Source organism: Propionigenium maris DSM 9537, assembly GCF_027925155.1.
Taxonomy (GTDB): domain Bacteria; phylum Fusobacteriota; class Fusobacteriia; order Fusobacteriales; family Fusobacteriaceae; genus Propionigenium; species Propionigenium maris.
In genome coordinates this window covers 61,332-75,741 of sequence record NZ_BSDY01000014.1, presented here as the reverse complement: position 1 = coordinate 75,741, position 14,410 = coordinate 61,332, and the positions used below count along the sequence as shown (strand labels likewise).

The following is a 14,410-nucleotide window of genomic DNA, read 5'->3' as shown; positions in this document are numbered from 1 at the left end:
TATTGATAATCATAGAGTTAGAGGGCTAAGCAGGAAGTTTTTTAATGTTAGTTTAAAGATATTATTATTTACAATAGAAAAGGCCATTGCAATATTGAAAATTATACAATACTTTTGCAACAGCCTAAATTATAGATAAATAAACAGAGTAAGCAAGATACTAAATAGTGGAAGCTGGAGGGAATATGGAGAAAGAATTATCGGATATGACGCTTGAAGAATTGTGGGAACTGTTTCCTATAATTTTAGAAGATCATAATGCAGATTATAAAAAATGGTATGCAGAGGAAAAACAAAACATAGAGAAAACTATAGGTAAAGAAGCTATTGAGCGGATAAGCCATATAGGTAGCAGTGCTGTAACGGGATTGGTTTCAAAGCCTACCATAGACATCTTATTAGAAATTGAGAGTCAGACTGAAATTAAAAAGGTTGAGAGGTTATTAATAGAAGCTGGGTGGCTGTTGATGTCATCTATGGAGACGCCGCACTTGAATTATGTTTTTAACAAAGGGTATACAAAGAAAGGGTTTGCAGAAAAAGTATATCATCTGCATATTCGATGCCTAGGTGATTGGAGTGAACCCTATTTTAGAGACTATTTAATTGACCACGAGAAGGTAGCAAAAGAATATGGGAAACTTAAATTAAAACTGGGAAAGACATATAAGAATGATCGTAGTGGATATACTAATGCAAAGACAGAGTTTGTGGAATATTATACTGAAAAGGCAAGAATTGAATATGGATCGAAATATAAAATTGATAGGATTTAGCATTATAATCTCAGTCTGTAAAATCGCCTAAATATAGAACTATTCCGATATGTACCTTTTTGCAAAAGGATTTGAGATATTTTGTAGCGTGTTTTTTGTGAAACTTTAGGAATTTGAATGGAGGAAGTAACCTCTAAAACGTTAGTTGGAAGTTTGGTAGGGGGTCATTGAGCAATATATTCTTAAAGAAGGTGTCGATTATGAATAAAAATATTATTAAGTGCTCTATATTATCAGAGGAACAAGCAAAAGAAATATGCACTTGGCGATACGAGGGAGAATATGCAGTCTATAATTTCCCTGAATGGAGTGAAATCGTTAAGAATAGGTGGGGTTTATCAACCCAAGATGGGAGAAAGTCCCAGTATGTTGCTATCGATTTAAATAATGAGTTTGTAGCTTATGGCCGAATATTTACTGTCAATGATCAAGTGTTTCTAGGAGTAGGAGTTAAACCAATCAAATGTGGTAATGGTATGGGCTCTATAATTATGATTAAGCTCATAGAAGAGGCACAATCAAGGTATCGTGATGAGAAGATATTTGTTGAAGTACGTGACTTTAACAAAAGAGCAAAGAGGTGCTATGAATCAATAGGATTTAGGGTAATAGATAAATATTGGAAGAACACTTTATTCGGTGGAGATAATTTTTACTTATTGAAGTATATGAAATAAGATTTCTATATCTTGTACCACATTTAGTGAACATGGTTTATGGAACTTAATAATTAATGGAGAGACACTTAAATTAATAAGTTTATTTTATGAAGCGATAAATGAAAATGTGATGGACTTTGCTAAAGGGAATACATTAAGTTTTTTGACGACCGTAGGCAGACGTCTAACTTCACAGAAGATATCTGCTTCGTTTCGTCCTACAGGATAGGTTCAATCTTGAGCCTGTAAAAAGAAACGGGAAATATGACCCTACCTGCAAAGTCCATTGCCGGAGGTCTTGAACTCTTGGTTACTTCTGTTTCAAGACAGAAGTAACGAATTGCTTTAAAAGAATATAAGAGTATATAAAAAAAGCTGCCTACACAGGCAGCTTTTTAATATAACTTAATCATTATCCTCAAAACTCTCCTCCCCCAGCCTGAAGAGCTTCATCTTAGCTGAGTGGGCAGCATTTTCATCTATAAGGAGGGTGAGGACATCTCCCCCCTCTATGAGGGTATCCCCGTGGGGGATAAACTCCTTGTCCTCTCTACCTATACACACAACCAAGGAGCCGTTTGGCCATTTGGTATCTTTGATCCTTGTGGAGTCCAGCTTGGAGTTGGAGGCTACTGGTATGAGAAGGGTGATCTTCTTGTCCTTGTTCCCCTCGGTCCTCTGGTTCTTCAGAAGATCCTCCAGCAGGAAGTCGTAGATGGATCTGGAGCCTGCTACCTCAGTGACCAAGAATGCCACCATGGAACACACGATGAGCGGAAAGAAGTGCTCAAAGGACCCAGTGAGCTCAAGCATTAGGACACTTGCTGTAATGGGAGTTCTCGCCACTGCTGTAAAGAAGGAAGCCATTCCCAGGACCACAAAGTAGATGATATACCCCTCGTCCAGGGAAAAGTATCTGAACATGATCTCCCCGTAGATCCTTCCGATAAGGGATCCTATGAGGAGCATGGGAAGAAATATTCCTCCTGGAACTCCTGAAACACTACAGATAAGGGTAAAGAAAAACTTTACTCCCAGAAACAAAAACAGGATCCTGAAGGGGAAACTCCCATTGAACATACTGTCAGCCAGGGAGTAGCCTATCCCCAGAAACTTCGTATACATAATTCCTATAGAGAAAGCCAGCAGGAATATGCAAAAGATCTTGATTATAGGGTGAACCATGATACCAGTATAGATCTCCTTAAACCTCACAAAGCTCCTGTTGAAGTATATCCCCAGAAGGGAGCACAGGAGAGCCAGAAAGATAATTGTAGGGTAGTGTATGAGGTTGAATGTAGAGTGGAGGTCAAAGGAGAAGACCTGGTGAAGGCCGAAGAGTCCCCTTGTAACTATATCTCCCACCACCGAGGCTATCATGACACATGTAACGAGAGTCGGAGAGAAGAACCTGTTGAGCTCCTCCAGGGCAAAGATAACCCCGGCTAAGGGAGCATTGAAGGCAGCTGAGATTCCTGCAGCAGCACCGCAGGAAACAAAGTACTTCTTTTCATACTCCTTCCTCTTGAGGGTCTTGTGGACACCATCTCCCACAAGAGCCCCCAGCTGGATAGACGGCCCCTTTCTTCCTAGGGACAGACCGTTACCTATGGTAAGAATGGTTCCTGCAAACTTCAGCATCAGTTCCCTGCCCCATGAAAACTCTACCTGCTTTAGAAGGTTGGCCCTTGTAAGGGGGATTCCCCCTCCCTTGATATTTGGAAAGTACTTGGTAGAAAAGTATAGAAAAACAGATATCCCTAAAAAATACAGCACCCACAGGGAAACACTATCCACACTGAAGTTTTCAACAAAGCTTCTGTACCTGGCGGTCCTTATCACCTGGGCCATGCCCAGAGAGAACCTCAGAGCCACTATGGTGAGCCCTGTAAAGAGTCCTACCAGAGCACAGCTGCCATATAGGCCTGTAAGTTTATGTTTTTTATCCTTAAATATGCTATCTATCCTTCCCATCTAATTCCCCGCTCCCCCATGAAAATTCTTTTAATAAAAATAAAAGACACCATTTGGTGTCTTTTTGTTTCTGTTAACTATGTGCCTCGAAAAATACATTGTGCAGATGCTTGGTTAAGTTTAACAGTACATATGAGAATGTCACCACAAATAAACTATATTTTAAAGTAGCGATTATAATTATAAGCATAGGCACTCCAAGCTTCTTTGGAATAAAGCTGAATGTCTTGTCAGGTGTCTTAAATGGAATAGTACTTACCATAAGAACAGCTGCTAAGATTGTAATAGCCTGAAATACCTCGATATACATAAGCTGACCAAATACATACTCACTGAACAGGTAGTATGAGGTAATGATGGCAGCACCAGTAGGAATAGGCATTCCGCTAAAGTCATCCTTCTCATTGGATGCCACTGTAACAACGTTGAACTTAACAAGTCTCATTACTCCGCAAAGAGCGTAGATGAATGAGATTGGGATTATAGTGTGTCCTATACCAGGAGCACCATTTAAAAGGGTGTAAACAAATATCCCTGGAGCCAATCCAAAGGAGATAGCGTCACAGAAGGAGTCGAACTCCTTACCAAACTCACTGTAAGCCTCTAACTTTCTTGCAGCCTTTCCATCTAATCCGTCACAGATCATAGCCAGGATCATAAACCAGGCAGCCTGAATATGGTCTCCCTTGATGGAGTTTATAATACTTAAATACCCTAAAAACATGTTGGCTGCTGTAATAGCATTTGGGGCAAGATATTTCTTTTCGATTTTGTTCATAACTTCACTTCCTCGTGTACTTATAGTTTTGTCATAACTAAGATTGATTTTAACATATAAATGATATAAAATCAATATGAGTTCGACATAAAACCTTAGTTGATAACGGTGGTCAAGATACCATAAATAAAGGAGTTATGCATTTTTTATTAAGGGTAAATTAATAAAATTTAATTACAGGCGGTGGAGTTATTTGGACAAGAAAAAGTTTTTAAATATATTTGAGGGAGAGGATAAAAATCTCCTAGCCATGGTATATGAGGAGATAGAGATGTGTAAGAGGATAAACTACCAGATCTATACAGATATCTTCCTTCCTCCCCAGATATGGACCAGACTGGAGGAGATGACAAAATCCCTCGGGGTAGAGGTGTATACCCTGGGGCTGAACGATACCTCGGAAAAAAGGGTATGCCTCTTTAATCCTGTTGGGGAGGAGATCTACTCCTACGACTATCCGGTTGTATTTTTTACCATAACCGGAGGGAATAAGTTTAAGGAGCTTGAGCACAGACACTTCCTGGCAGCTATAATGGGGCTAGGGATTAAGAGGGAGAAGCTGGGAGATCTCATTGTAAGGGATGGAGTGTGTTACGGGGTAATAGCAGAGGAGCTCTTCGACTTCCTTACAGTAAACCTTTCCCAGGTTGGAAGGGTAGAGGTGAAGGTGGAAAGAGCGAGCAGGGAGAGCGTTCCTGAAAGCAGGTTTGAGGAGAATACCCTTCTTGTAACCTCTCTCAGGTTGGACAACCTCGTATCGGCTGTTACAGGCTTATCCAGGAGTAGTTCAACGGAGCTTATAGATGAGGGGATTGTCACGGTAAATTACAGAGTAAGGAGAAGAAGGGATATGCAGGTGGAGCCTGGAGATGTACTCTCTATCAGAAGATATGGAAAGTATATCTTTAATGAGATAGTGGGAGAGAGTAAAAAAGGAAAGGCAAGGATCCTGTTGAAAAAGTACGTGTAACTTATCTGGCAAAGGGGGTAAAATCTCTTTGAAGGAGGAGCTTTTTAAATAATTCCTTTTAATTCTTTGGGATTTTTTATATAATTTAATACGTCTTTATGAAATGAAGGGGTTTTAAATGATCCTGATAATCGGGAGGTGACGATGTGCGAATAGGTAGAGATATATTACAGCTGACAGATCTGCTGGAATCGTTTCTAAGAAATCAAGGGGAGGAGAAGTTTCACTACTCTGAACTGTCTAAGGTATTTAAAAGGCTCGGAAGACTGGATAAGGATAAGTACCGTGAATATATAAAGAGGATGCCTACAAATATACTGGGAGATATACTGTTGGATCTCAGTGACAGAAACCTGGAGGATGCCCTAGAGGTGCTCAGCCTGAAGAAACTGATAAACTCCATAAAGCATCTGGAGTCGGATGATGCCACAGATCTACTAGAGGATATAGAGGAGATATCTGAGGAGCTGGCTCACCAGATAATGGAGGGCTTAGACAACAAGAATCAGGAGGAGATACAGCTTCTGAGATCCTATGAGGATGACCATGCAGGTGCCTACATGCAGCTTGAGGTCTTTATGGCAAACCACAATGAAACTGTGAGAAATACCATAGAGAGGTTCAGGGTGCTTAAGGGGAATGGAGAGCTGGAAAATATATCCAGTGTATTCATCACAGGGGACTATAAAAACCTTGTGGCGACCATCTCTCTAGACGACCTGATTCTTTTCGACTTAGAGAGTCCCTTTAAGGAGATCCTGAGTAAAACACCGGAAAAGTACAGATCCAGATATGTAAGGGATACAGATGATATTGAAGAGGTTGCAAAACTTTTTAAGGAGTATGACCTTTCGGTACTTCCCGTTATCGATGCCCAGGGATATGTTATGGGTAGAATTACAGCTGATGATATCTATGATATCCTTCAGGAACTGGCAACGGAACAGATGTATAACCTGGCAGGGGTAGACGACGATGTAGAAGGTGAAAATAGGGCTATGGACATCTCTAGAAAAAGAGGAAAGTGGCAATTTTTAAATATGTGTACAGCTTTCTTTTCAGCTTCTGTTATAGGACAATACCAGGAAACCATAGAGGTACTTCCAGCTCTGGCCGTGCTTATGCCCATAGTAGCCAGCATGGGAGGAAATACCGGTAATCAGGCACTGACAGTAATGGTAAGAAGGCTTGGAATGGGAGAGGTGGATAACACCAACTGGGATCAGAGTTTAGCTAGGGAGATGATTGTAGCTGTGACCAACGGTCTTATCTTTGCTACTCTGGTGGGACTGGGATCCTTCCTGTGGTTTGATAACTACAAGGTATCCATGGTAATGAGTGTTGCCATCCTCATGAACTTTACAATAGCGGGACTTTGCGGAACTCTTATACCGATACTTTTAAAGAAGTTAAATACCGATCCGGCAGTGGGAAGTTCCATACTTCTTACTATGATTACAGATGCTCTGGGCTTCTTAATCTTCCTGGGACTGGCAAAATTATTAATCTTTTAATAAAAAAGTGTTGACAGGATAGGGGGCGTGTGGTAAACTCTATCTTGTCGTGGATGGCCGATAGGAGAGTCCCATACGGCGCAGCAGCGGTGAACCGTGTCAGATCCGGAAGGAAGCAGCACTAAGTCGTTTGTTGCGGGTGTTATGGACAAGCTTTTCTTGCAGTTGTCTGCGACACTTTTTATATAGAGACTTAAGCTTGGGGGGAGAATAGAGATATTCTTCCCCTTTTTTATAAACAAGGGGGGAGCTATGTATAAGCTTATCGATATAAATCATAAGAAGAGGGAGAAATATCTGGAGGAGCTGGGAAAGCTGGATACCACCCTAGACCTCAGGGAGAGTCTGGCAGACCTCTTTGTTGTGGAGAAAAACCATAGGGTCATAGCCTATGCAGCTGTAGATAGGGGAGAGGAGTACCTCCTTCAGAGGATTTTTGTAGAGGAGGAGGAGAGATACCACTCGGTAGGAACCAAGCTCCTGAAGTTTATAGAATCCACTGCCATGAGAGAAGGGGTAGATATCCTTAGAAGCAGGTGCAGCGAGGAGATATCCGATACCTTCTTTATAAAAAATAACTTTAGGACCCACCAGGGGGAGTACCTTCTGGACAACATACAGAAGAAGCTGGAACGGACCAAGGAGGGAATAAGGGGGACCTGGGTTTCAATAATCATAAATATACTCCTCTCCATACTTAAGATAGGTGTGGGGTACCTTGGAAGGAGTAGAGCCCTTATAGCAGATGGTTTCCACTCTATATCCGATGTAGTGGGGTCCGTGGTAATCCTCTTTAGTGTGCACTTTGGAAGTGTTCCAGAGGATGAGGACCATCCCTATGGACACGAGAAGATAGAGGGGATAGCAGGAAATATAGTGGGGGTAATACTTGTTCTTACAGCCTTTGAGCTTACCAGGGACAGTCTCATAAACCTCTTCGCAGAGAGGGACTTCATAACCCCATCATGGATAACCATAGGGGCTGCAGCAATCTCCATTGTGGTGAAGTACTGGCTCTACCTCTATAAGATAAAGATAGGAAGAAGAACGAAAAATGATGCCATAATAGCCGATGCCAGAGAGCACAGAAGTGACGCAGTATCGTCTGTGGGAGTAATGATAGGTCTTCTCCTCTCAATCTATGTAAACCCGGTATTTGACACCCTTTTGGGAATTCTGGTATCCTTATTTATAGGGAAGGAGGGGATAGCCATAATAATGGAAACCTCCAATACCCTCCTGGATAAACAGGACAGGGAGTTTATAGGGGAGATAGAGAGGTATGTAAGGGAGGAGTCCAATGTGGGAAATATCCACGACACCCTTATGAGGGTTTCCGGGGACAAGGTCTTCCTCAGCTTCCATATAAGACTGCCCAAGGAGATGACGGTATATGATGCCCACGTCCTTGCAGATGAGCTAAAATACTCCCTTATCAGTGACTATGAGAGCCTGAGGGATGTGACTATCCACATAGACTATATAATTGATTAGTGATATTTTATATGATATAATGCCTAGAGAGAAATCAAGGAGAAATCAATGAGTATATTAGAAAATTTGAACATAGAACAGAGGAAGGCTGCTGAAAGAGTAGAGGGACCTCTGCTTATATTGGCAGGTGCAGGAAGTGGTAAAACAAGGACTGTTACCTTCAGAATAGCCCACATGGTTCTAGAGAAGGGGATCTCCCCATACAAGATACTGGCTGTAACCTTTACCAATAAGGCTGCCCGTGAGATGAAGGAGAGGGTGGAGGGCCTTATCGGCGAAGAAGCTAAGAGGGTCATGGTATCCACATTCCACTCCTTTGGAGTAAGACTCCTCAGAATGTATGGAAGTAAGCTGGGGTATGACTCAAACTTCAACATCTATGACGCAGATGATCAGAAGAGACTGGTAAAAAATATAATGAAGGATATAGGTATAACGGATAAAAACACTACCCCTGCAAGGGTTGTGTCTGCTATATCCAAGCTCAAGGAGGAGGGCATAACTCCAGAGGAATATGCAGCTGATTCCAGAGGATTCCTGGAGAGCTACAGGACTGTATCAGCAGTATACAGCAAGTATAATGTAGCCCTTAAAAACAATAATGCCATGGACTTCTCAGATATCCTGGTAAATACCAATAAGCTCATGGACGACCTGGAGATAAGGGAAAAGATCCAGGAGAGGTATCAGTATATAATGGTAGACGAGTATCAGGATACCAATAAGATACAGTATGAGATAGTAAATAAGATAGCTGCCAAATATGAAAACCTTTGTGTAGTAGGAGATGAGGATCAGAGTATCTACGGCTTCAGAGGGGCCAATATCCAGAATATCCTGGACTTTGAAAAGGATTACCCAAATGCCTTTGTGATAAAGCTAGAGCAGAACTACAGATCCACAGAGAATATCCTTGAAGCAGCTAACCATGTGATAAAGAACAATGAGTCTTCCAGGGGAAAGAACCTGTGGACAGATAAAAAGGGCGGACAGCCTATATCGATAATAGAGGCCAAAGACGGTAGAGAGGAAGCTTACTTCATCCTTCAGGAGATAAATGCTCTAAAAAATCAAGGCTATAACTATAAGGATCTTACGATCCTCTACAGAACCAATGCCCAGTCAAGAGCCTTTGAAGAACTCTTCATTAAGTTCGGCATTGCACACAAGATATTTGGGGGAATGCAGTTCTACCAGAGAGCTGAGATAAAGGATATTATTGCATATATGAATGTAATAAATAACCCCAAGGATTCCCTTTCTCTTATGAGGATATTAAATGTTCCCAAGAGAAAGATAGGGCCGGCAACTATAAATAAATTCAGAGAGTATGCTGAGGCCAATGAGATGAGTTTATTTGAAGCTCTGGGGCATACAGATGATATCAAGCTTGGACCTGCCCTTAAGATAACTATAACTGAGTTTTATAATGGTATGATGTCTCTCATGGAAGAGGCAGAATATATGCCGGTGTCTGAAATCTTCACTGAGATACTCACTACCTTCAGATACAAGTCCTATCTGGAAGGAATAGGAGATGATAGAGTAGAGGAACGTCTTGAAAATGTAGAGGAACTGAGAAACTCAATTACTGAAAGAGAAAAAAATGCAGAGGATCTTACCCTGGGGGAATACTTAGAAAATATCTCCCTTGTAAGTGCCACAGATGATATGGAGGAGAGCAAAGACTATATAAAGCTTATGACTATCCACAACTCCAAGGGCCTTGAGTTCCCGGTAGTTTTCATTGCTGGAATGGAGGACGAAGTATTCCCAAGCCAGAAGGCAGACTTTGACACAGGTCAGCTAGAGGAGGAGAGAAGACTCTGTTACGTGGCCATAACAAGAGCTGAAAAGACTCTCTATATCTGCCATGCCAATGAGAGGTTTGTATACGGGCAGAGCCAGTACAGAAGCAGATCGAGGTTTTTAGAGGAGATACCTCCTCATCTTCTTGAGAGTAAAACAAAGATAGAAAAGCCTGTCCAGAAGAAGAAGCCCTCAGCCAGCAAGGGAGTAGAAAACTTTAATCCATTTAAGAAGAAGGTTGTGGGAAGTGCAGACCTGAACCTGCCATACTCTGTAAATGACAGGGTAACCCATAAGAAGTTTGGGCTTGGAATAGTAAGAAATGCCAATGAAAAGACGGTAGAGGTTGAGTTTACTGCTGGAAAGAAGAAGTTCCTGACAGCAGCTATAGATAAATTTATACAAAAAGCATAGATAGATACTATAAAATAATAGAGGGGAGAGAACCTTGAAGAGAAGAACTATAAATGCTAATATAAACTATGAAGGTATAGGACTCCACAAGGGAGAAAATATAAAGATGAAGCTGATTCCAGCTGAAAGTGGTACTGGAATTATCTTTAAAAGAGTAGACCTGGAAGAGGGAAAAAATGAGATAGTCATGGATGTAGCCAATACATTTGACCTTACTCGTGGAACAAACCTTCAAAATGATCACGGAGCCAAGGTGCACACAATAGAGCACTTCCTGTCAGCTCTCTACATCTACGGAATAACGGATATGTATGTGGAGCTGGACGGAAATGAACTGCCAATTGGTGACGGGAGCGCAAAGCCCTTTGTGGAACTCTTTGAAGGGAAGGTAGCAGACCTAGAAGAGGATGCGCCTGAGATAGTAATTACTGAGCCGGTATATATAACCGAGGGAGATAAGCACATAGTGGCTCTTCCCTATGATGGATACAAGCTTACCTATACAATAAGGTTTGAACATACATTCTTAAAATCTCAGCACGCTGAGTATGAGATCGATCTAGAGACCTATGCCAAGGAGATAGCACCTGCTAGAACCTTTGGATTCGACTATGAGGTTGAGTACCTGAAAGCCAATAACCTGGCTCTTGGTGGAACCCTTGAAAATGCCATAGTGGTAAAGAAGGACGGGGTATTAAATCCAGGAGGACTAAGGTTTGAGGATGAGTTTGTAAGACACAAGATGCTAGACATCATAGGAGATCTTAAGGTACTCAATAAGAATATCAAGGGTCACCTAATAGCGGTAAAGGCGGGACATGCTCTGGACATAGCCTTTGCCAAGAAGTTAATTCAGAACAGCTAAGAGCTGAAGAGATACCTATTAATTAAAAATTATAATAAAAAACAAAGGGGATGAAAAATAATGTTAAATGTTATGGAAATAATGGAAAGAATACCACATAGATACCCGTTTCTTTTAGTGGATAAGATAGTTGAGATGGATACAGAGGCACAGACTATAAAGGGAATTAAGAATGTAACTATAAATGAGGACTTCTTCAACGGACACTTCCCTGGACACCCTATTATGCCTGGAGTACTAATTGTAGAAGGCTTAGCACAGTGTCTAGGTGTACTAGTAATGGAGCCAAACTGCGGAAAGGTACCTTACTTTGCAGCAATCGACGGAGTAAAGTTTAAGGCGCCAGTAAGACCAGGAGACCAGCTGGTATATGAAGCAAAGGTAGAAAAGATGAGAAGAAGCATAATCAAGGCAACAGGAGTGGCTAAGGTTGATGGAAAGGTAGTAACAGAAGCATCGTTTACCTTTACTATAATGGAAAAATAGGAGGACATAAATTGGTTGAGATACATAGTACAGCCATTGTTGAAGAGGGAGCAAAGCTTGCTGAGGGAGTAAAGGTCGGACCCTATTGTATAATAGGAAAGGACGTTTCCATCGGTAAAAACACCGTTCTAGATTCTCATGTGGTTGTAGAGGGAATAACAGAAATAGGAGAAAACAACAGAATATACTCCTTTGTTTCTATAGGAAAGGACTCTCAGGATCTTAAGTACAGAGATGAGCCTACCAAGACTATAATTGGAGATAACAATAAAATCAGAGAATTTGTAACAATACACAGAGGAACCGATGACAGGTGGGAAACTAGAGTTGGTAGCAACAACCTTCTTATGGCTTATGTACACATAGCCCACGATGTAATTGTTGCAGATAACTGCATCTTAGCTAATAATGTAACCCTGGCTGGACACGTAACTGTAGACAGTAATGCTATTATAGGTGGTCTTACTCCAGTGCACCAGTTTACAAGAATTGGTTCCTACTGCATGATCGGCGGAGGAAGTGCTGTAGTGCAGGATATCTGCCCATTTGTACTGGCAGAGGGAAATAAAGCAAAGATAAGGGGGCTGAACTTAGTAGGACTAAGAAGAAGAGGATTTACTACAGAGCAGATCTCCAACCTTAAAAAAGTTTATAGATTACTTTTCAGATCTGGACTTCCACTAAAGGAAGCACTTGCTGAAATCAAGGAAACATATGGTGATGACGAAAATGTTATGTATCTTCTAGAATTCATTGAAAACAGTGACAGGGGGATAACCAGATAATGAAAAAAATTGGAATAATAGTGGGTAACGGTAAGTTGCCCCTATATTTCTTAGAAGAGGCCGAAAGTCTGGGATACGATGTTTTTCCCATCGGCCTCTTTGATAGTATAGAAGGGGAAATTAAGGAACATCCCAACTATAGGCAGATACATATAGGGAATGTAGGGGAGTTTGTAAGATATCTTCTGAAAAACGGTATAAGGGAACTGGTTATGCTGGGGAAGGTGGAGAAAAACCTTATCTTTCAGGATCTGAAGCTGGACTACTATGGGGAGGAGATAATGAAAAAACTTCCCGACAACAAGGACGAAACACTGCTCTTTGGAGTGATAGCCTTTTTCAGGTTAAATAAGATAAAGGTACTTCCGCAAAACCACCTTCTGGGAAGTATGATGTTTGAGAAAAAGATCTATACGAGGACTATGCCAACACCTGAGGATGGTCGGACTATAGATATGGGAATAGAGGCAGCTAAAAATCTGAGCAGACTGGATGCAGGGCAGACAGTGGTGTGTAAGGACTCCTCGGTGGTGGCCCTTGAAGGAATAGAAGGGACAGATAAGACCATAGAAAGAGCCGGGGAGTATGCTGGAAGCGGCTGTATTATAGTGAAGATGTCTAGGCCACAGCAGGACATGAGGGTGGATATACCAGCAGTGGGGATAGATACCATAAAAAAAGCTATAGAGATAGGTGCCAAGGGAATAGTAGGGGAAGCAGGAAGGATGCTCTTCTTGGACAAGAAGGAGTCTATCGAGCTTGCCGATAAAAATAACCTTTTTATTCAGGGAATAAAGGTGTAGCGGAGGTTGAACATGAAAATATTTGTTTCTACAGGTGAGATGTCTGGAGACCTTCACTTATCATACCTGGTAGAGGAGGTACTCAAGGCAGACCCCACAGTTGAGTTCTACGGTGTAGTGGGGGACCACTCTAAGAAGGCAGGAGTAGAGGTTGTACAGGATATAAGGGACCTTGCCATCATGGGATTTACCGAAGCCCTTAAAAAGTACAGTTACCTTAAGAAGAAAGCCTATGAATACCTTGAATTTATTGAAAAAAATGGTATAGAAAAGGTAATCCTTGTGGACTATGGGGGATTTAATCTAAAGTTTTTAGAGCTCTTAAAGAAGAGGCTGCCCCACGTAGAAACCTACTACTACATCCCGCCTAAACTCTGGGTATGGGGAGAGGGAAGGATAAAGAAGCTTAAGTTAGCTGATCACATAATGGTGATCTTCCCGTGGGAGGTAGAGTTCTACAGGAAACACGAAGTAGAGGCTGTCTACTATGGGAATCCCTTTATAGATAAGTATAAGCTAATAGAAAGAAAGGGAGATAATATTCTTCTTCTTCCAGGAAGCAGAAAGCAGGAGGTGGGGAAACTACTTCCAGAGATGCTTAAGGTGGTAGAAGCCAATAGGGAGGAGAGATTCCTTCTGAAGCTTGCCAAGGAAAAGCACAGCAGGTGGGTAGAGGAGGACCTTAACAACTATAAAAATCTAGAGGTTAACACCGATATATCCCTAGCTGATGCAATAGAAAGGTCCAAGACTGCCATAGCAGCTTCGGGGACTGTAATCTTAGAGCTGGCTCTTATGGGAATTCCAGGGGTAGTGGTATATAAAACCGGCCTTATAAATGAGTTCATAGCCAGGTATATCCTAAAGCTGGGTTATGTATCTCTTCCCAACCTGACGTTAAACGAGGAGGTATACCCTGAACTTCTTCAAAAAGATTGCAATAGTGAAAAGATATGGGAAAAAACAGAGGAGATCCTCAAGGATCCAGAGGGTTCCAATGCAAAAATTATGCAGATAAGGGAGAAGCTTTCTGGAGATGACGTTATTTTAAGCTATGCAAAATATATTTTGGAAGGTAAATAA

Annotated in this window: 13 protein-coding genes and 1 other RNA gene; 12 read left to right on the top strand and 2 right to left on the bottom strand. The window is 41.5% G+C overall.

Translation table 11 applies throughout. The features are described from left to right. The first annotated feature begins 185 nt into the window (after positions 1-185). Both QMG11_RS13830 and QMG11_RS13825 read left to right on the top strand, forming a co-directional pair. Positions 186-776 (top strand): GrpB family protein, encoded by a 591-nt coding sequence (locus QMG11_RS13830; protein WP_281836747.1) that lies wholly within the window; start codon positions 186-188, stop codon positions 774-776. Between the two features lie 200 nt (positions 777-976). Continuing rightward, the gene (locus QMG11_RS13825; RefSeq protein ID WP_281836746.1) at positions 977-1,453 is read left to right on the top strand and encodes a GNAT family N-acetyltransferase; all 477 of its coding nucleotides are present in this window, start codon (positions 977-979) and stop codon (positions 1,451-1,453) included. A gap of 387 nt (positions 1,454-1,840) precedes the next feature. On the opposite strand, the gene QMG11_RS13820 is transcribed toward QMG11_RS13825, so the two are convergent. Together QMG11_RS13820 and pssA are read right to left on the bottom strand one after the other, a co-directional pair. Next, entirely contained in the window at positions 1,841-3,409 is a 1,569-nt protein-coding gene (locus tag QMG11_RS13820) for a ClC family H(+)/Cl(-) exchange transporter (protein ID WP_281836745.1), read from the bottom strand. A gap of 73 nt (positions 3,410-3,482) precedes the next feature. Further along, positions 3,483-4,187 carry a CDP-diacylglycerol--serine O-phosphatidyltransferase gene (gene pssA, locus QMG11_RS13815; protein WP_281836744.1) on the bottom strand — a complete coding sequence of 235 codons (705 nt, stop codon included), beginning with the start codon at positions 4,185-4,187 and terminating at the stop codon, positions 3,483-3,485. 193 nt (positions 4,188-4,380) lie between these two features. On the opposite strand from pssA, the gene QMG11_RS13810 reads away from it, so the two are divergent. From QMG11_RS13810 to lpxB, 10 genes are all read left to right on the top strand, one after another. Continuing rightward, on the top strand, positions 4,381-5,157 hold the full coding sequence (locus tag QMG11_RS13810) for a YlmH family RNA-binding protein (protein WP_281836741.1): 777 nt from the start codon (positions 4,381-4,383) through the stop codon (positions 5,155-5,157). A 146-nt stretch (positions 5,158-5,303) separates the two neighbouring features. Continuing rightward, positions 5,304-6,671: a magnesium transporter gene (gene mgtE, locus QMG11_RS13805; protein WP_281836737.1), complete on the top strand. Its 1,368-nt coding sequence runs from the start codon at positions 5,304-5,306 to the stop codon at positions 6,669-6,671. A 62-nt stretch (positions 6,672-6,733) separates the two neighbouring features. Beyond that, positions 6,734-6,834, top strand: an RNA gene (gene ffs / locus QMG11_RS13800) — signal recognition particle sRNA small type. 89 nt (positions 6,835-6,923) lie between these two features. Then, entirely contained in the window at positions 6,924-8,165 is a 1,242-nt protein-coding gene (locus tag QMG11_RS13795; protein ID WP_281836735.1) for a GNAT family N-acetyltransferase, read from the top strand. A gap of 48 nt (positions 8,166-8,213) precedes the next feature. Further along, a complete protein-coding gene (locus QMG11_RS13790) occupies positions 8,214-10,388 on the top strand; it encodes an ATP-dependent helicase (RefSeq protein WP_281836733.1) in 2,175 nt (724 codons plus the stop codon). A 34-nt stretch (positions 10,389-10,422) separates the two neighbouring features. Continuing rightward, a complete protein-coding gene (lpxC, locus tag QMG11_RS13785) occupies positions 10,423-11,253 on the top strand; it encodes a UDP-3-O-acyl-N-acetylglucosamine deacetylase (protein ID WP_281836731.1) in 831 nt (276 codons plus the stop codon). Positions 11,254-11,313: 60 nt separating this feature from the next. After that, entirely contained in the window at positions 11,314-11,739 is a 426-nt protein-coding gene (gene fabZ / locus QMG11_RS13780; protein WP_281836729.1) for a 3-hydroxyacyl-ACP dehydratase FabZ, read from the top strand. 11 nt (positions 11,740-11,750) lie between these two features. Then, positions 11,751-12,524 (top strand): acyl-ACP--UDP-N-acetylglucosamine O-acyltransferase, encoded by a 774-nt coding sequence (lpxA, locus tag QMG11_RS13775; protein WP_281836728.1) that lies wholly within the window; start codon positions 11,751-11,753, stop codon positions 12,522-12,524. Next, on the top strand, positions 12,524-13,327 hold the full coding sequence (locus QMG11_RS13770; RefSeq protein ID WP_281836726.1) for an LpxI family protein: 804 nt from the start codon (positions 12,524-12,526) through the stop codon (positions 13,325-13,327). The genes lpxA and QMG11_RS13770 overlap by 1 nt, the downstream gene beginning before the upstream one ends. Positions 13,328-13,339: 12 nt before the next feature. Further along, complete coding sequence (lpxB, locus tag QMG11_RS13765) at positions 13,340-14,410, top strand: lipid-A-disaccharide synthase (RefSeq protein ID WP_281836725.1); 1,071 nt, start codon at positions 13,340-13,342, stop codon at positions 14,408-14,410.